We start from the raw sequence: 20,864 nt of genomic DNA on the forward strand, positions 1-20,864 counted from the left end.
TATCCAACACATAAAAAATTAACACATGAAAGTGATGAAATCAACATCTGTATTCAAAACCATCCTATGGATAAGTGCTCTTTGTTCTTTTGCTTTAGGATATGCACAAGGAGAAATCCCTAAAGTTCATGAAAGTGATGATTATACGCATATACAAATCAGAACTGCGTATGACAATTCACCTAATAATTATATTTCGTTTGTAGAATCAGTCAGCAGCGCAACAAATAGTTCCATATACAATCCTGAAGCTTATGTATTACTTCAAGTAGATAATGATTCACCTCCATTTGTGGAATATGTATTTGAATTGCAACTAAGAATTCATCCTGCTTTATCTGATGGAACAACTTTCGAAACCACAGGATACAATCAACTACTAAAAGTGGAGTATAAACCTTTTGCAAACATTGGAAATAGTTTAGATCAAGTATATCACAGCATACAAAATAGGTATGGAGCACAAGTCTATATAGAAAATATAACAACTACATACACAGCTACAAATACAACTGTTACTGAAGTACCTGCAAATGTAAAATTGACTTTAGGATTTAATGGAATACGAGTTCAAGATATCTCAAATAGTGCTGCGCCAGTTACCAGCACATTAGGTGACAACCCACAAAACACTGGTGAATACTTATTATCTTGGAATCCTGTAAATGGGGCTTTATCCTATGATGTAGAATGGACTTGGATTGATAATTATGGCGAAAGTATGGCAACTACTGTGAGTCCTAATCAGATTTCGTTGACAGAAAAAGAGTTTCAAAGAAACAATACGAGGATAAATACAAAAAATACGCAGTACGAAATTCCAAAAATTTATGACAAAGGCTTTATTATTTATAGAGTAAGAGCGGTAGGTCGTTTTCCTGATGACTATCAAACCAATTTCTACGGACCTTGGAGTCAAACAGGTACTGAGAACTCAACACTTGCAAATTGGACACATGCGGAAATTGATGGACATGAAGACAACAAAAACTGGCAATTTCAAGCAAGTTATGCCGAAGAAGGTAAAAAGAAAGAAGTGGTTAGCTACTTTGATGGAACTTTAAGAAATAGACAAACGGTTACAAAAATTAATACCGACGATAATGCAATTATAGGAGAAGTAATTTATGATACACAAGGTCGTCCTGGTATCGAAGTCCTTCCAGCTCCTACCACAAGCAATGAATTAAAATATTATGAAAATTATAATATAAACAATACAGAAGGTAAAAAATACTCTCACTTAGATTTTGATTGGGACGTAATAAATGCCACAGATCCTGCAAACTGTGATATTCCTGCCGATGGAATGAAAAATACCTCTGGAACAAGTAAATACTATTCTGCAAATTATAATGGAACTAGTGAATTTCATGATGCTGTTCCAGATGCTCAAAATTACCCTTTTTCACAAATTGAATACACACCAGACAATACAGGAAGAATCAAACGTAAAAGCGGTGTTGGTGTTACACATCGATTAGGTACTGGTCATGAAATGAAATACTTTTATGGGAAACCTTTTCAAACAGAATTAGACCGTCTATTTGGTTCCGACATTGGATGGGATGCCTACTACAAAAAAAATACAGTCGTTGATCCTAACGGACAAGTAAGTGTGAGTTACATTGACCCACAAGGACGCACCATAGCAACTGCTTTAGCTGCGGATAATCCTGAAAATTTAGACGGACTTGAAGATGAAGAAGATAATAGTTTACACAATCCTACTACTGAAGATTTACTAAACAAAGTAATTTCAACTGATATTGATACCGAAATTGACAATAACATCTTATTAAATACGGGACGTTTCTCAAATCTCAATATTAATGATGGATTGAGATATAATGGCTTTAGAACAGTACCAAAGTCTGGAGTTGAACATACATTTCAGTACGATATTGATATAAATAACGCTTATACCGATACGTGTATTGTAGGTCCTTTTCCATTCGTTTATGATTTATCAATAAACATAAACGATGAATGTGGTAATAGTTTAGTGTCGGAAAACATTAACGGCTTTTCTGGTCCTGAAAACAATTCTTATTCAATAATACCACCTTTAGGTGATTTAGCCATTCAAAAAACATTACAAGTAAACGAAGATGCACTAAACATATATGTAGATCAATACATCCAAGAAGCGCAAGCTGCAGGCTGTGTTTTAGAATTAGCTGACTTTGACATTTCAGAAAGTATTGAAGGTTGTTTTGAAGACTGTCCTGATTGTGTTGAATCTTTAACTGATGATTATGACGGTGATGGAGATACAGATCAGGATGATTATGTACATACTCGTGTAGACATTTATGGATTAGCAACGAATGACCCAACTAGAGATGCACTCATAGCACGATTCGAAAGAGAATATAATTTATTAGTAGAAGCATGTATGGCACCATGTAACAATGAAGCTGGTGTCGATGCATGGAGCAGTTCTGCAACACAAGGAACCAATTCCATATCATGTGCTGTTACCTTACAGACACTTATCAATGACATGAAACGAGTAGGTCAGTACGGAATGCAAATCAGTGAATTAAATGCAAATGATGAATATCAATTGGTAGATATTGCAGCAGAACTAAGCATTTTTAGTTCAACGAACCTTTTAAAAAATTCATTCAATACTGAACTCTATGAAAGTTTTCCAAACGCTCCTACAACACCAACCGTATTTACATGGCAAACACCATTCAATCCTAAATATAGTGATGATCCTTACCATTATTACAATAGCAATGGAGATATTATAAAAATATTAATTCCATTAGAAGGAAATACGTATGGGTTAACTGAAGATCCTTTAAATGTTGGTTTTGGTGCCATAGAACCTCAAAATTTAACTGAAATAGACTTTCAAAACCTCTGGCAAGATCAATGGGCAGAATCATTAGTAGCGTTTCACCCTGAATACGTCTATTCGCATTTTGCAAATCAATTATGTGTGCTGACATCAACAGTAGCAACAACTTCACATGGCACATTTGACGTAAATATTGACGGCTATGAAAACTACTTGAATGAATTACCAGTTACAGATGCAATAGGAGAATATTTAAACACAAATACACTTGAGAAAATTGTAACTGACGATCCTTTGTTTGCCAATAATTTTCCAACATCGATAGGATTTAGTAGCACCAACCCTGATTTTCATAAGGATATGATGCTGAGTGTTGTAAATATAGATTACCAAGGAACGGGTGAGCCAATGCTTCATACGGCACTCTTAACAATTGCTTGCAATAGTATTAGTACAGATTGCCCTATTGATATCACTAACATGAGTCCCGAGCAAAAAGCAGAAGTGTGGCCTATATACAGAGGAATGTACATGTCTTTTAGAGATCGTGTAAAAAGTGTGTTGGCAAATATGTACGCCCATACAAAAGGAGCGTATAATGGCTGTATTGGACCAGATGCCGGAAACCCAGGAGATCCATTATTAAATTTAGGAGCTTATACAGGTTTTGCTACGAATCCACCAGCTGGAACTGATGGAAATATTTGCGGAGACAATGCAAACTTTTATGCAAACAAAATAAAACGCATCGTTTCAGAAGATGTAAACTATGACTCTAGTCAAAGCGCCGCAGAAACAGGAGAACAGTTAGAGCAACTTACCGATTATCAATACTATGTACAATCTGGTCAATGTCCAATGGGGCGCGATTTTGAAACATTTATGAAAGGTTTAGTTGAAGACAGTAATGCAACAGCCAATACACAATTTGGAGCTATTGGAGATTTCTATGGCAACTACTTAAGTATGGATTTGTTTGATGATCTAGGAGGAACGCCAACTAGTGATACTGTTTCAAATTCAGGCATTGCAGTAACATCTGTTCCAACAAATCAAAACGTTGCAATTACGATCAATGTTACAGCTGGACTTGGAAATCAACCTCAGGTATTTCCTACTATAAATTTAACAATCAATACGACTGCTTATAGTTGGAGTGATTACGGTACTACTTGGCAAATTAGTGAAATTAGCCAATTCAATTATACAACGTATGACAATGCTTCTCCTAGAAGATTCTCATTTGATATGGCTGTAAAAATAGTAGCACCAGGAACAACACAAATAATCGATGAAGTCATTATCTCAGGAAATACCATTGCCAGAATTGGGGAATGCAGCGTGGATGGACAAGAAGATGTTGCCTATGCAACAGATGGCACTACTATTGGAGAAGAATTAGGCGATGGAGGTGTCATGAATATTGGAAATCTTGACTGTGAAGATGCTGATAATTTTGGACTAGATTTTAAAAACCTTCTAAACGAATTGGAAGAAGAAAATCTATTCTTATCAACAAATGTTGCACTAGCAAATTTATCTTCATATCAAGGCACTATACTTCCTGTATTATTTGGAGATGCCAACGATCAGGCAGTATGGAATAAAATTGACGATGATACCTTTACTGTTACGGTCAACGGAACGGAAGTATTCAGGATTGATTTCGAGATGTTTAATTTAACTACGCAAACAGCAGTAACCATAACAGAACTACTCACCGTAGAAAATTTTGGCCTATTAGAGAATTTTAGTGCTATTGATTTCAATACCGAAACTCAAATACAACTTTCGTTTTTTAAACGGGCTTATATACATCAAGCCAATCAAATTCGACCTGTTGTTGGTCCTTTTCAAATACAAGCCACCATTACAACATTAGCCTATGATTGTTGTGCAATTGTAGCTGGAGATGATAATGGAAATAACATCGATTGTGGATCCGTAGATACCGATGGTGATGGAATTGGTGATTTATGTGACACTACACCATGTGGAGAAGCTGTTGGAGATAATGACATCGACGGTGACGGAATTGCAAATGCTTGTGATAACTGTATCAAATTTGCAAATCCTGATCAGCTAGACACTGATGGCGATGGTATTGGTGATGGTTGTGATAATTGTGTGAATACTTACAACCCTGATCAAGCAGACTTAGATAATGACGGTATTGGTGACGTTTGTGATGAAGACACTAATAATCAAGCTTGTATTGCAGAAATAGAAAACAACAGTACTGTTTTTAATGAAGGAATGACACAACTGTTGAACAATGTATTAAGCACGGGTGATTTCTATACAACTCAAGTTGTAACACAACATTTCACTCCAGAGTTATTAACTTTCTTTACCAATAACGCTAGATTATTGTATAATGATGAAACCATTACATTTTCAACAGTAGGATGGACAGCTCCACTAGCGATAAATTCTAATTTATCAAATACGATCAAATTATTTTTTGATAATCCTAACACGATTGATCATTACTATGTTGTTATAGAACTTACCGATGCATTAATGCAAAACGGAATTGCAAACAATGGAATTTTCAATGCGATAGAACCTTATGGACCACCTTCAAATACCTTGCCTACAGAATATGGAATAGCTTATGATTCGCCGTCTGGCACAAATGCTGTTACGGTAAGTAATATCTATCAATCACCTGATAGAGGATTTCGCCAATTATTCCCCCTAAATTTCGATTGCGATTTAGATACGGTAAGAACTGACGGCGGAAGATATACTGCATTCAGAAATGCAGAAACAGAGATCAGAATTAAAAGCAATAACTCAGAATACGAACCATGTATTGCCTGTATTCCACAAACCATTGATCCTGTAGACAGAGAAGACATGTGGAATTCATACACTAATGCAGTAGCAACTATTGCTAATTATAATATGCCAAGCAATTACAACCTAGAGCATTTTGATAACATGAATTATCAATACATTACAGAAGGGTATATACAATACCTGCAAGCTTTTACGGGAACCAATGGCATAAATGGAACGGATCTGTATTTCTTAACGATATCAGAATTTGGTGCAACACCATTAAACTATGGGTTTAACGATTATACAACTGTAATTCAGGCTTATAAAACGTATAGTACAACAAACACAAATCCGTCAGGGTATTTCACAGCTGACGATGCTGACTATAAAACATGGAGAGACTTTGTCATTAACTATTTAGAAGAATATCCTAGAACTTGCCCTCCGAAACCAATGTTTCCAACGATAAACCTGCAAATCAACGATCCATTAAGTGATTGTCAAGAGTTTGCCATTAACATCGCAGAAGCGTATGGTTTGGACAATTACAATTCGTACATAGAGCGTATCAAACATCAATTCAAACTAGACTATGTGCAACAAGCAATGCAAAATGCCGTAGAAAACTTTACGCTTACGTATGATGACAAAGAATACCAATACACATTATATTACTATGACCAAGCAGGAAATCTTACTCAAACGGTGCCGCCACAAGGTGTAAAACGAATTGAAAACAACAATCTTGATGCAACAATTACTAATGCGCATAGAAACTCGAACCAAGGGAATGGAGTTATTCCAGGGCATGAACTAAAAACGGAGTATAAATACAATTCACTAAATCAATTAGTATGGCAAAAAACGCCTGATGGCGGAATCACAGTATTTGCGTATGACGATTTAGGAAGAATTATAGCTTCTCAAAATGCCAAACAACAAAATGAAAATCTGTATAAAGATTTTAGTTATACACGCTATGACGGACTCGGAAGAATTTTGGAAGCAGGCGAAATAGAACTAAACGATTTCGCATTCGATTATACAATCAACAATAAAGGAGAATTAGTTTTAAACGGAACTCCTGTAAACAATTTTGAAGATGCCTATACAGCACTAAACAAAAGAGAAGTAACGCGTACAACGTATGATGATAGAATTGTTGTAGAAAATGATGCTAACAATACTGTATACTCATCTGACTTATTTACAGCTTCGTTTACTGCTTTTAATAGTATCAACAGAGTAACCGCAGTTACCTATTACGATCAAATCCAAGCAGGTAAAAATCCTCATTTTGACAATGCATTATTCTATAACTATGATGTGCATGGAAACGTAAAAGAATTAGTAACCTACATTACGGAACTTAAAATTCCTGATTGCACCCTACAACCTGATGTATTGGATTGTGAAATACATCTAAAACGAGTGCATTACGAATATGATTTAATCAGCGGAAATGTAAAAAATGTAACATTCCAACCGCAAAAAATAGATCAATTCATACACAAATATGAATATGATGCAGATAACCGAATCGTTGCAGCATACACTTCCAAAGATGGGTATGTTTGGGAAGAAGATGCCAATTACAAATACTACGAACATGGTCCATTGGCGAGAGTTGAAATTGGAGACAAAAAAGTACAAGGAACAGATTATTTGTACACGCTTCAAGGTTGGTTAAAAACCGTCAATGGAGAAAGTTTAGCCGCTACGGCAAACGATCTTGGACATGATGGAGAAGGAAACCGAAGTCACATGGCAAAAGATGTCTTTGGATACACATTGCACTATTTCAGTGGAGATTATATGGCTTCAAACACAGCCGTAAACAGTTCGGTGTTCAAATTATCAAATACAGGAACGGTTGCCACAAGCACAAAAAATCTATACAACGGAAACATCAAAACCATGATGACTTCCTTGCGCGATCAAAATGAAAAAATACTAACCACACAAGTCAATAACTACACCTACGATCAATTAAATCGTATCAAAGGTATGAGTTCATTGGCAGTAACGGATAAGCCTTTCAATTCATTGCAAACACAGAACAGTTATGCGTCATCCTATACATTTGATAGAAATGGTAACCTTCAAACATTACAGCGATTTGTTCCGCAAAACGGAGTGTTAAAAATGATGGATAATATTGATTATAAATACATCATAGAAAATAACAAACCTACAAACAAGTTAGCTATTGTAAGTGATATTATCAATAGTAACCAATACGAAACGGATGCGGATATAGAAGATCAAATAGCAACGTTGGCAAGTGTTGGATACGACTATGACGTTGACCCGAATGATACAAACAATCACAATTACATATACGATGACATAGGACAACTCATTGAAGACAAAACCGAAGGATTAAAAATCTTTTGGAGAGTGGATGGAAAAGTAAAAGAAGTACACAAACTTCCATTCCAAGCGCAAGGAATCGCAGATGTCATTGCGTTTCAATATGACGGATTAGGAAACCGAATTGGAAAATCCAAATACAAATTGGGAAATAGCAATGACAAAGCTTCCACATTCTATGCGCGTGATGCACAAGGAAACGTATTAGGTGTATACGATGCCGAATTTTCTAAAAATTCACAAGAGTTCGACTTAACAATGAATTTAAAAGAAAATCATGTATATGGTAGCTCAAGACTCGGAATCGAAAACAGAAATACAACCATTGTAGATGAAAATTTCCAAACAGGTATTCTATCAAACAATGATGGAACAGGAGTTCCAATCTTTTTAGGAAGTTTCAACAAAAGTGGATTGCGAACAACACCAGAAACTTATTTCTATTGGGATCACCCAGCAACTACCTCAAGCAACGAATCGGAGTTTAATGGAATGAATTTGCAAACGCAATTTAAAATTGCAACGACTGTTCAAACCAATTCCGTTTTAATCCTAAGACATAGCAACGAAAAAGAAGGAGGTTTGCAACAATATTATGAAGCAACAGTACACGTTATTAAAAACCTAACTACGGAAAAATGTGCTTTACTATTCTCTATTCGAGAAGAAAACGAGGACATCAAAAATGATGGAACTGGGTATTTCACTCGCAAACAATACATTACACCGTATGATTTTACGGCAGATTTTTTAGCGACGAAAGGAGTGAAAATTGACTTTAATTTCTTTGGTCAAAATGCAAATGCAGTCATCAATGGTGTTGAATATGATCCAAACAGCAACACACATAAATTAGTGATTCTAACCCCAACTAATGGAAACGTAACCACTATCAATACACAAAGCAGAGGATTTGTGTATCGCAATCCAGGGTTACAAACCTTAGATGTAGCGCATCTTAGCTATAATTTTGATATCTCAGGAGTGGATACTACTGTCATCAATTTCCCAATGTTAGACACGGATTTCCTAAAAAATAACTTAGGTGAAGTGATGAAATCAATTTCTACCATAACCTTAACAGAAAGTGATTACATCATTCCAAATAGCTTCTATGCCGATACCGATGGTGATGGTGTGGACGATTATTTGGAAGATCTCAATGCAGATGGAAACTTAGATAATGATGATACAGACGCAGACGGAATTGCAAACTACCTAGATGTAGATGATGACAATGACACCATTCCAACATTCAGAGAACATCTTTTGGGAGATACGGACAATGACGGAACTCCAAACTATCTCGATACAGACGATGACAATGATCAATGGCTAACCGCCGCAGAAGGACAAGCAGATGATGACAATGATGGTGTCCCAAATCATTTAGACAATACACATTATGAAAATCCGGTAAACGGACCGCTAACACATCAAAACTATGAAAATCATATTGGCGACAAAGCATACGAGCTGTCCAATCATTTAGGAAATGTACTCAGTGTCATCTCTGACAAAAAAATCTTGGCGTTTGGCACGCAAATAGTTCAAATACATGAAGGGATCACAGGTTTTCAAGCAGATGGAAATGAAGTAAGCTTAGCCATCGTAGACAATGGAAATTCCTTGCAATGTGCTACAAGTTTCAACAATACGGGAACATTCTTCAATCAAACCCTACAAGCCAACACTGAATATATCATAAGTGTCGATATCAACAAAGACACCTATGATGCTGACATAAAAGTAGTTGTAGAAGATGCCACTGGAAACATATACCACACCAATACCATCACACAATCTGGATACAACTTCTTTACATTCACGGCTCCTGAAACGGCGACTTACAAAATACGTTACCTAAAACAGCACGAAGATGTAGGAGATGAATCTATACAAGCATTTTATATTAAAAAATTCTTTATATTTACCCTTGAAGAAACCCAAACAGTAAACGGTTTCCTCGCAGACGTTCTTTCATATAATGATTACTACCCGTATGGGATGCTTTTACCGAACAGACATGCAAGTGACGAAAGTTATAGATATGGCTTCCAAGGTCAAGAAAAAGATGATGAACTTAAAGGAGAAGGGAATTCTATCAATTATAAATACAGAATGCACGATCCTAGATTAGGTAAGTTCTTAAGTGTTGATCCATTAGAGCCCAACTACCCTTGGAACTCTCCATATGCTTTTGCTGAAAATAAAGTTATTTTGTTTATTGAATTAGAAGGTTTAGAGACTCCTCCTAATACAGCAACATCTGCAACTACAATAACAAAGCCTACACCATTAGTTAAACTTATTGATACAAAAGAACTTGCTCGACAAGCAGCATCAAGAGCTTATAAAGGTCAAGGAACAGCCGTTATTATCAGAAAAGAAGCTTCAAGATCTTTACTAAAAAAGACATTAGGCTTTGTTGCGAGTCGACTTGGTAATACTATATTTGCAATACTATCAACGTCTTCAGTACATGGCCCAAATCTTAATCATGATTACATCATGGACCCTTCTGTTTTTATTCCTACAGAACCAGATGTAGTAAAAAATTCGGAATATTGGGAAGAATATGTCAGAATTTTCAGCGCATTGACAAGATCGCAAAGAATTACTAATGATCCAACAAAATTGTCAGATCAGGAATGTGCTGATGTAAGAATGCGAATAGAAACAGGAAATGCTTCACAACAAGATCAACGGTATGCAAAAGAAGCCTATAATAGAGCAGACAACCCTACAAACGCACCTGTAAACTCTCCTCGTTTTTTGAATTATGAAAATTCTGGTCATCATGATCCTTGCGGAGGTAGGTTACCTTATAATAACAGAAAAAGTGTATTACCAAACAATCATCTTGAATTGTGGAATTTAAGTGTTGCTGAAGAAGGTAAAGGTGACGTTAGATGGACAAAAGTAGGTAGTGGAAATAAAGCGGTCTATCATAGGTTTCAAGATGATAATAATGGTACCTGGCATTGGAATGGATCAACAAATGGAAGAACTCAAAGCGGAGTAGAGAATAAAATTAGTATTAATAATGTACCGAATAGTATAAAAAAATTATAATGATTGTAGGTAATAAAAGTGTTTTTGGATTTGAATATAAAGTAACTGATGATAGTTTATTTTATGGAAATGGCAGAATATGGTTTGGAGAAAATCCTATTTGTACTTTTGAAGATGAAACTCATTTAATACATTTAGTAAACGGTCTCAAAAGAATTAGAAATTCAAAAAAGTTAAGTAATTATAATATAAGTTCAATTGATAATATTTTCGATGAATTAATGAAAAGAACAGAAAATATAGATGATGAACAAATTTATGATTATGTAATTAGTTTTGGAGCATCATCTGATGATTTTTTAATTTTTTCATTTTCATTAGGTAATTACATTTATATCTTATGGAAAATTATAGTCAACAAAAGTGTTTTCGATGACATAAATATTTTATCAAAATCAGTTTATCATTTTAAAATAAAAAAAATGGATTATGACAAAACGATGTCTATGATAATAACTAAAGTACCCCCCCGCTACCGCTAGTTTGTAACTAGTGGCGTACCGAGTAAAAACATAAAATTATAAACTTAGAAAACTTCCAAGCTGTAAAAGGCTTGGGAGTTTTTTGGTTTTAAGAGCATAACAATCTCTACGCTGCAATCCCCGCTCCCGCTAGTTTAAACTAGTGGCGTCAAAGATAAGTACAACGAAAAGCTATGCATTACGTATAGCTTTTTGTATTTTAGAGTTATGAGCAGAAATTATAAATTCCATAACAAAAGCGGTCTATATTTTGTAAGTTTTGCTACAGTAAACTGGATCGATGTTTTTACACGACAAGTTTATTTTGATGTATTAGCAGAAAGCATAAACTATTGCAGAAAAGAAAAAGGCATGGAATTATATTGCTATTGTTTCATGCCGAGTCATGTACATTTTATATTTCGTTCAGCTAGTGAAGATATCCATCTGGACTGATTCGAGATTTTAAACGACATACTTCCAAAAAAATAATAGAATCCATAAAGAACAATTCACAAGAAAGCAGAAAAGAATGGCTATTATGGATGTTTAAGCGAGCTGGTAAAAAGAATGCAACCACAAGTACATATCAATTTTGGCAACAGCATAACAAACCTATAGAATTATGGAGTGAAAAAGTTATTAAACAAAAAATTGACTATATACATAATAATCCAGTAGAAAGTGGTTTTGTTACAAATCTAATTGATTGGAAATATTCAAGTGCTCGAAATTATCAAGAAGATCACACTATTTTAGAGATTGATGAAATTGGTTTTTTAGCATAATCAAGAATACACGCTCAATGAGGTCTGTGACTTTATAACGGTATTAAGAATGTGTAATTTATGAAATAAGTACACAAGCAAATACAACAAAAAACTTCCAAGCTGTCCAAAAGGTTTGGGAGTTTTTTTGTGTTTATAAAGAGAACATATAATTTGTTATATTTACCCTTGAAGAAACCCAAACAGTAAACGGTTTCCTCGCAGACGTTCTTTCATATAATGATTACTACCCGTACGGGATGCTTTTACCAGAGCGACATGCAAGTGACGAGAGTTACAGATATGGTTTCCAAGGGCAGGAAAAAGATGATGAGCTTAAAGGAGAAGGGAATTCTATGAATTATAAATATAGAATGCACGATCCTAGAATTGGAAGGTTCTTTGCTGTTGATCCGTTGGCAGGAAAATATCCTCATAATTCTGTCTATGCATTTAGTGAAAATAGAGTTATAGACGGTATTGAATTAGAAGGTTTAGAATTCACTCCACAAATAGCAAAAGAAAAGACTAACAGACCTGTGTTTGTTAAAGGAAACGGAGAATCTAATATACAAAGACTTAACAATGCTTTATTAAATACATTTAGTTTTCTTGCTAATAATACATATATATTGGCTTATAATGTTTCTTCAGATGCAATTAATTTTACAGGAAACTTAATCGCTGGAGAGTACAACAATGCTAATCTCGGTAATATTATAAATGGTGGTTTAACCTCTATTGATAAAGGAACAGATGGAATTATAGATTATCATTTAAGTACCCCAATAGGAGAACAACTAAGTGATGCAGGAAATACTTTAACTACTTTAGATAATTGGGATCTCTCTTTTCAACTAATAGTTGCTAAGAGACTATCTACTAGGCCAAAAAAAATAAGCCCTAATAGTAGATCACAAGGTTTAGCTTCAGCTACAGAACAAACTATTGAAAGTACCGCCACTCAAAGACCACTGATTCTTATGATGGTTAATGGTCCAATAAAAAACGCATTAGCTAAGGTAAAATCCCTAATGAAATGGGAAGTAAAATCTGGTGATCTTTCTGCCAACAAAATAGCCAATATAATGAATGAATATAAAAATACAAATATAATGAAGCCTATACAAATAGTAGAATATAAAGGTGTAAATTATGTAGTAAATGGTCATCATAGATTAGCGGCTGCCAAACAGCTTGGGTTGGAAAATATTCCAGTAGTTAAATTAACTCAACAACAAGCAATTATTGAAGGACGAAAAATGGGAAGATGGAGTAATATGGAAGCTCTAAAAGCAATTGCTGAAAGTGTAAAAAATATTCCTGATGTTAAACCTTTAGGTTCAAATTAAATATATGGAAAATATTAATAAATTTAAAATACTGTTATCAACTTACTTAAAAAATATTCATAAGGGTCTTCATTATTTAGAAAAATTTTCAAATAATAATAGTTTTTATCAAGAAAAAAGAGAAGGTTTCTTAGATACAAAAAAAGAGATTCATTTTCAATTTCATGGCACTGGATGCTACATGGAATTTGATAGAATTAAGATTGATTTTAATTTACCCGATATGATTGGAGGAAAAATAACTATTGATCCTTTTTTTATTATTGAATTTTGGAAGATTAATAATAGTATTGTCAATTTTGAAAAAGAAGATGAAATCTTAAATGTATTTAATTTTTTAATAAGTGAAAAGAACTATAATGTTTGTCAATTTAATAAAGATCATCTTGAATTAGATTTCCCATATATATATAATCTTTTCGGAGATAAATTTCTTTATGACTCTATATTAACGTGAGCCGGTAGTGTAGTAAACTAGGTCATGACTTAAACCCCCGCTCCCGCTAGTTTATAACCAGTGGCGTACCGAGTAAAAACACAAACTAATAAAAATAAAAAACTTCCAATCTGTTAGCAATTTGGGAGTTTTTTGGTTTATAAAGAGAACATATAATTCTTTATATTTACCCTTGAAGAAACCCAAACAGTAAACGGTTTCCTCGCAGACGTTCTTTCATATAATGATTACTACCCGTATGGGATGCTCCTACCAGAAAGACATGCATCTGACGAAAGTTACAGATACGGCTTTAACGGTAAAGAAAAAGATAATGAAATGAAGGGAGAAGGAGTTCAGTATGATTATGGATTTAGAATTTATGATGCTAGATTAGGTAAATTTTTGTCTCAAGATCCATTATTCAAATCTTATCCTTGGTATACTCCTTATCAGTTTGCAGGGAATAAACCCATTTGGGCAACAGATTTAGATGGACTAGAAGAATATATAGATAATCAAGTTAGAATTGTTCATAAAATATTTGTTTGGAATCAAGGTAGAACAACAGTTAATGGTAATGTTCAAGTTTCATATAAAAAAGGTGACAAAATTATTACGAAAACAGTTGAAACTGGTACTCATGTTTTAAATGAAGGTTATGAAGGCGGTCCTTTAAGAATTGATAGAATAGATTATTATGCAAGACCTTTCAATAGTGCTAATGGAGTTAGAAGATATATTAAAATTCAGAGACTAGTAGACTGGAAAAATGCTACCTTACCAAAGCCAAGTTATGAACCAGAAATAACAATAAAAGAAGAAGAACCTGTTATTAGTGTTGTGAGAAAAAAAACCCCCATCATTGTAAATCCAAAACCTGATCCCGTATTTCAGCCTGGCACAGAATTTTCTGGGGATGATATTGTTGGTAGAATGTATCCGTATATGGATGGACGAGGTTTCTTATGGAGAGATCCTAATACTAATAGCTACGGACTAGGTGCTAAAGAATTCTTATCTAATTTGGCTGATGGTTTAAATAAAAGCCCTTTAGTTAAGGAACTTATAATAACTTCAAGTGTAAATTCAGGAAGCCTCGATCCATATAAAGTAAGAGTAGCATTGGTACAAGGTTTGCAAAGATTACAAGAAGAATTATATAAATTAGGAATGAGACGTCCTGATTTAAAAATTACTATAAATCATGATAAGTTAGATGTATCAAAAAATAGTGATGGTAAAACTACGTTCGAATTTAAAAATTAATTTTAATATGCTAAAAAGAAGAGTATTTAGTGTGATATTTTTTCTAACCCTATTTTTAGGGTATTCACAAAATAATAATGGTTTAGGTCTTATTTTTGAAGAGATTCCTGTTGATAATGGTGAAATTTATCTTAACAGAAAGATTGATAAAATTATAATAGTTGAAAAATTGTATTCAAATATAAAGTTAAAGGAAAATACAATAGATATTACTGATAATAACATAAATGATTATTTAAGCGATCTTTCCTTTAAGAAGGAAGGTAAAAAATATCTATATTTTTATATTTCAGAATATACTAAAATAGGAAACTCTGCTTTTACGGATAACAAAACTAAATCTCAATTGAATCAAAGTTGTTTTGATCCTCCAAGAGATTTCAAAAAAATTATCTTTGAAAAAATAGAGTTTGAAGAATTTAAGGCATGCAATGAAATATTTAACAACAATAATTCAACATTTTATATCGATTTCTTAAATTCCTATTATGGATTTATAATTAGCTCAAAAAAAGGTAAGAATAATTATAAATTGCATTGTATTAATTCAGAATGCAAATCTCAATATGAATTAGTAATCAATAAAGAAAATATGATATATAAGAAAATTAAAGAAAATCTTTCTATTTTTTATATCAATGAAACTTACATAATAGTCAGTGATAAAGGGTAATGGGGTAAAATAGGTCATGAATTAAAATATAAGGCAGTGTCCTAAAATGGCCCCCGCTCCCCCAGATGGCGCTAGAATAGCGTAATCGCTAGCGCTAGTTTTTAACTAGTGCCGTACTGAGTAAGGTTTTTAAATTATGAATTCAGAATGCAAAATTATGAATTAAAAAATGTAAAAAAACAAACAAATAAAGTGTAAAAACTTCCAAGCTGTCCATAAGGTTTGGGAGTTTTTTTGGTTTATAAAGAGAACATATAATTTGTTATATTTACCCTTGAAGAAACCCAAACAGTAGCTGGTTTCCTCGCAGACGTTCTTTCATATAATGATTACTACCCGTATGGCATGCTTTTACCAAAACGTCATGCAAGTGACGAAAGTTACCGTTATGGTTTTCAAGGACAGGAAAAAGATGATGAACTTAAAGGAGAAGGAAACAGCCTGAACTATAAGTACAGAATGCACGATCCTAGGATTGGGAGGTTTTTTGCAGTTGATCCATTGGCTCCTAAATATCCTCACTACACACCTTATCAGTTCTCAGGGAATAAAGTTATTCACATGGTTGAATTAGAAGGACTTGAAGAAGCAACTCCTAAAAAAGGAAAACAAAAAACAAAAAATAAAAAAGATAGTAACCTAACTGTGATTGATGAATTGATGATTTATTTCTTTGATGGTTTAGGAAGTATGACACCAGATGTTAAAGCGGGTATGTTTATTACTCCTGATGAAGCTAAAACTAAGGTTAAAAACTTAGTAAATTTCTTTAGTAATTTCTCAATACTTGACAATCTTTATGATGCGATGAAAGATAAAAAATCAAGAAAATTTGGTAGTATTGTTGCAGATCAAATAAATCAAGAAACTTCATTTTATACTGATATTTTTTCTCAGATGAAAGAAAGTTTTGATACATGGCAAGCTCATGTAACTAGTGGAGATGCATATGTTACTGCATATGCTTTCGGTCAAGCTACGTATGTTGGTGCTAGCTTCATTAACCCAGTCACAGGCGAAATAAATTTTGTTTCTAGAATAACTAATTTTGCGAGAGCAAATACTTGGAAAGCTCATGGATTTAGGGGTGTGAAAATAGGAAATACTTATATTGGAGCTAGTTGGAGATTTAGGGGAATTTCAATAAGAAATCATTTTAATGATGGTAGAATGGTAGGTCATGATTTTCATTATTTTCCTGGAGTCAATAAATGGCCTGTTCGTCATGGACACTATTTTCAAGATAGTTTTTTAAACAAACAACCCATTTTTAGTGGAAAACGACATATTGATTGGAAAGCAGTAGAGGATGTTGTCGGAAAACAAAGATTGAATGACGTAATAAGAAATGGATTTCGTGAAGCAAACTTTACGAAGGATCCAGTTTATAAAGCCATGATGGATAATTCGAAAAGGTCCGCAAGACAATTTATAGGACCTACGCCTGATAAGCAATAATAATTAGAATAACTTATGAAGTCTAAAATATATTCAAGAATAATTGATTTTTCTTCTGAAAATCAATCCATAAAATCTAAAGAAAGAATTAATGTTATAAATAATTTATTTAATAACAAGAAAATATTTCTTTGTAGCTATGGAGGAATCATAGACAAGAAAAAAATTGATCTACTTGGGTTTAAAAACATAATTATCAATACTAATGAAATTGTAGTCTCTATTAATTTTAACAATAATAAACTGCAAAGTTTAATTGATTTATTAATATCATTAGAAAATGAAATTTATGTTTTTAAACATGATACTTCTTTCTCATTGGAAGATGTTTTAAAATCTAAAAAAAAACTCATGATTAGACATCTATTTTCAAATAATTTAATTTTTCATAGATGGAAAAAATTTAGTGGTACATTATTTTTTTATAATGATCACTTAGGATATATTTTAATTTATTCTGAAAAGCCCCTCTTGATGGAGTAGATAAAGAATATCAAGGAAATTACCCCTGATGGCGCTAGAATAGAGTAATCGCTAGCGCTAGTTTGTAACTAGTGCCGTACCGAGTAAGTTTCTTAAATTATGAATTAAAAAAATGTAACATACACCAACAAATAAAGTGTAAAAAACTCCCAAGCTGTTAACGGTTTGGGAGTTTTTTTGGTATATAAAGAAAACATATAATTTGTTATATTTGCCCTTGAAGAAACCCAAACAGTAGCTGGTTTCCTCGCAGACGTTCTTTCATATAATGATTACTACCCGTATGGGATGCTTTTACCAGAGCGACATGCAAGTGATGAAAGTTACAGATACGGCTTCCAAGGACAAGAAAAAGACGATGAGCTAAAGGGCGAAGGAAACTCGCATAACTACAAGTACAGAATGCATGATCCTAGGATAGGAAGGTTCTTTGCGATTGATCCTCTTTCTCCAAAATACCCTCACAATTCTCCTTACGCATTTTCTGAAAATAGAGTAATTGATGCAATAGAATTGGAAGGATTAGAGAACTATATAGTTCATACAAGATGTTTTGCTCCTTTTGCATACTTTGGACCACTTTTTATGGCTAAAGGAGATAATAGAGGTTTTACTATGGATACTGATAAACAGACTACCTCACGTTTATCAATGATAACAAATTTTGATCTTCAAGCAAAAAGATGGGACACCTTTTATTTTGGTTCAATATCTACACTTTTTGATATATATGAGACTACTTCAGAACCTGACCAAAAAGGCGTGAAAACTAGTTGGGGTTTAAGTGAACATGCTTATATATCAGGTAATGATGATGCGGTCATACCGTTTGTAGATTTGCTTCCAGAATCAGTTTCAAATTTTCAAAGCCCTGATATTGATTTACATAATTATATAATAATAACATCGAATCTGGATAAAACTAAATTATATGTCAGTGGAATAATTTCAGGAAGTGCTTTTCCAAATGCGGAGTCATTTATAGAAGATCCTTCAGGTAATAAAATTTCATTGGCAAGATTTGAAACACCTTATGGCCCACAAGAAGGTCCTTTGCTACATCTATGGGGAGATCCAAATTTGGGGTTGGATATTTATAGTCTTGAAATTGATATTGATGAAAATGGTAACTTTTTAGAAGCAAAAACATTACTTCGTACCCCAGACTGTTCAGGAGTAGACTGTAGTGATGTAAGAATTAAGTTTAAAGAAAATAAAAAAAATAATGATAATGGAGATAAGAAGAAAGGTTAACAGAATAACAATTTCCCTCTATTTAATTGCAGCTATATTAATGAGTAGTTGTTTTACAAATTCAAGTAGAGATATTTACATATTACCTGATAATTATGAGGGATGTGTATTAATTGTATTTGATGTTAAAAAATCATCTTCAAAAGACTTTGACAACCAGGGTAATAGGATATTTTATATCCCTAATAATGGAATTTTAGAAAGTCAGTTTAAACCAAGATACGGAACGAACTTGAGACCTAAATTCTATTACAAAAACGATTTAGGATTAAAAGAACTAGATTACATAGAATCAAATCAATGGAATAATGATATCGAAGATTCAACTAGAGTAGCATCAACATTAGAATATGGAGAAAATTTGAAGCCATGGAGATCTTTTATAGTAGGCAAGTTTGGTGATCAAAATATTTGTTCTGATCGTCATAAAAATGTTTTAAATTATTTTCGTAATAGATAGGGTAATGTAGTAAACTAGGTCATGGATTAAAACATGATTTTAAAATATTGAAGACCAATAATTAAAGTGAAATTTAATTATTGGTTTTTAACCCCGCTCCCGCTAGTTTATAACTAGTGGTGGCATGAGTATGGTTCTTAAATTATGAAGTAAAAAACCCGATAGCGCGGACTTGTAGTCCGTGCCTTCTAGTGACAGTATGAGTAAGGTTCTTTAAATTATGAATTCAGAATGCAAAACTATGAATTAAAAAAATGTAACATACACCAACAAATAAAGTGTAAAAACTTCCAAGCTGTCCATAAGGTTTGGGAGTTTTTTGGTTTATAAAGAGAACATATAATTTGTTATATTTACCCATTCAGCAACCCAAACAGTAAACGGTTTCCTCGCAGACGTTCTTTCATATAATGATTACTATCCATTTATGGGAAAGCACTCAAGTAGAAATGATTAAGGTTTAATATTCCAAACCAACATATTGGTAAAAAAAGGAAGTATCAAAAAGGTACTCCCTTTTTCTTTTATCTTAATTGGTTCGTTTTATATACATCTGAAGATGTTAATAGAAAATTTGATTAGTTGATACACTTATCTAAAATATTTAAATAATATTCTAAATTCTGTTTTTTAATATATTTTTTACTTTTTTCAGCTTCTGATTTTAGATTTCCACAATTTTTAAACATTTTTAAAGTGTTTTTATTTCTGGAGTGTTTAAAACTATGATCTATTTGATTACTATCCAACTTACATAAAAAATGGGAGTTATCAAGTTATGTAAACAAACAGAAACTACAAAATTTACTATTCCCACACGGAATACAGTACAGCCGTGAAAAAGACAGTTATCTAAGTTTTGAGGTGAATCCTGTATTGAATTTAATAAGTTTATTATCAATAGTTTTTAATGAAAAGAGCACAAGTCAAAACACAGATAAAATGAAAAAGTTCGCTTTTGTAAGCCTTGGAGAAATCTAAGATTCATGAACTCCTATTTAATGAAATAGAAAACTGTGAACTAAAATTTAGAAAAATTCATGCGGTTTTAGTTTTTCAATAAAAGAAAAACTAAAAATACTTCTGGAAATGTTTACATTCATGAATACCTTGATTTGAAATATAAATGCTTGAGCTAAAAGTGCATTTTCTTTTGTTGAAGCCTGTGCTGAACTTGATTCAGTATTCTTTGTGCGAGCAAAGA

At 33.2% G+C, this 20,864-nt stretch carries 10 protein-coding genes and 1 pseudogene; all 11 read left to right on the plus strand.

The window, feature by feature from the left end; all coding sequences use genetic code 11:
• Positions 1-34: 34 nt before the first annotated feature.
• The 11 genes and pseudogenes from H2O64_RS24385 (at position 35) to H2O64_RS15425 (ending at position 19,660) form a co-directional block, all read left to right on the plus strand.
• Positions 35-11,047 carry an RHS repeat-associated core domain-containing protein gene (locus tag H2O64_RS24385; RefSeq protein ID WP_187563096.1) on the plus strand — a complete coding sequence of 3,671 codons (11,013 nt, stop codon included), beginning with the start codon at positions 35-37 and terminating at the stop codon, positions 11,045-11,047.
• Positions 11,047-11,529: a hypothetical protein gene (locus tag H2O64_RS15380; protein ID WP_187563097.1), complete on the plus strand. Its 483-nt coding sequence runs from the start codon at positions 11,047-11,049 to the stop codon at positions 11,527-11,529. The genes H2O64_RS24385 and H2O64_RS15380 overlap by 1 nt, the downstream gene beginning before the upstream one ends.
• 207 nt (positions 11,530-11,736) lie before the next feature.
• Positions 11,737-12,296, plus strand: a pseudogene (locus tag H2O64_RS15385) (REP-associated tyrosine transposase).
• 158 nt (positions 12,297-12,454) lie between these two features.
• The gene (locus H2O64_RS24305) at positions 12,455-13,627 is read left to right on the plus strand and encodes an RHS repeat-associated core domain-containing protein (RefSeq protein WP_317173836.1); all 1,173 of its coding nucleotides are present in this window, start codon (positions 12,455-12,457) and stop codon (positions 13,625-13,627) included.
• Positions 13,628-13,631: 4 nt separating this feature from the next.
• On the plus strand, positions 13,632-14,084 hold the full coding sequence (locus tag H2O64_RS15395; RefSeq protein ID WP_187563099.1) for a DUF6896 domain-containing protein: 453 nt from the start codon (positions 13,632-13,634) through the stop codon (positions 14,082-14,084).
• A 162-nt stretch (positions 14,085-14,246) separates the two neighbouring features.
• A complete protein-coding gene (locus H2O64_RS15400) occupies positions 14,247-15,332 on the plus strand; it encodes an RHS repeat domain-containing protein (protein ID WP_317173837.1) in 1,086 nt (361 codons plus the stop codon).
• Between the two features lie 7 nt (positions 15,333-15,339).
• Complete coding sequence (locus H2O64_RS15405; protein WP_187563101.1) at positions 15,340-16,005, plus strand: hypothetical protein; 666 nt, start codon at positions 15,340-15,342, stop codon at positions 16,003-16,005.
• A gap of 264 nt (positions 16,006-16,269) precedes the next feature.
• A complete protein-coding gene (locus tag H2O64_RS15410) occupies positions 16,270-17,463 on the plus strand; it encodes an RHS repeat domain-containing protein (RefSeq protein WP_317173838.1) in 1,194 nt (397 codons plus the stop codon).
• A gap of 15 nt (positions 17,464-17,478) precedes the next feature.
• The gene (locus H2O64_RS15415; protein ID WP_187563103.1) at positions 17,479-17,946 is read left to right on the plus strand and encodes a hypothetical protein; all 468 of its coding nucleotides are present in this window, start codon (positions 17,479-17,481) and stop codon (positions 17,944-17,946) included.
• A gap of 207 nt (positions 17,947-18,153) precedes the next feature.
• Positions 18,154-19,200, plus strand: a complete 1,047-nt coding sequence (locus tag H2O64_RS15420; protein WP_317173839.1) for an RHS repeat domain-containing protein — start codon at positions 18,154-18,156, stop codon at positions 19,198-19,200.
• Positions 19,178-19,660: a DUF6843 domain-containing protein gene (locus H2O64_RS15425; RefSeq protein ID WP_187563105.1), complete on the plus strand. Its 483-nt coding sequence runs from the start codon at positions 19,178-19,180 to the stop codon at positions 19,658-19,660. Before H2O64_RS15420 ends, H2O64_RS15425 begins: the two co-directional genes overlap by 23 nt.
• Positions 19,661-20,864 lie beyond the last annotated feature (1,204 nt).

The sequence above is a fragment of the Kordia aestuariivivens genome (assembly GCF_014397005.1).
Lineage (GTDB): Bacteria > Bacteroidota > Bacteroidia > Flavobacteriales > Flavobacteriaceae > Kordia > Kordia aestuariivivens.

Bases quoted from the DNA above. Each gene is read 5' to 3' on its own strand.
- H2O64_RS24385 (WP_187563096.1), top strand. From the start codon at position 35: ATGAAATCAACATCTGTATTCAAAACCATCCTATGGATAAGTGCTCTT.
- H2O64_RS15380 (WP_187563097.1), top strand. From the start codon at position 11,047: ATGATTGTAGGTAATAAAAGTGTTTTTGGATTTGAATATAAAGTAACT.
- H2O64_RS15395 (WP_187563099.1), top strand. From the start codon at position 13,632: ATGGAAAATATTAATAAATTTAAAATACTGTTATCAACTTACTTAAAA.
- H2O64_RS15405 (WP_187563101.1), top strand. From the start codon at position 15,340: ATGCTAAAAAGAAGAGTATTTAGTGTGATATTTTTTCTAACCCTATTT.
- H2O64_RS15415 (WP_187563103.1), top strand. From the start codon at position 17,479: ATGAAGTCTAAAATATATTCAAGAATAATTGATTTTTCTTCTGAAAAT.
- H2O64_RS15425 (WP_187563105.1), top strand. From the start codon at position 19,178: ATGGAGATAAGAAGAAAGGTTAACAGAATAACAATTTCCCTCTATTTA.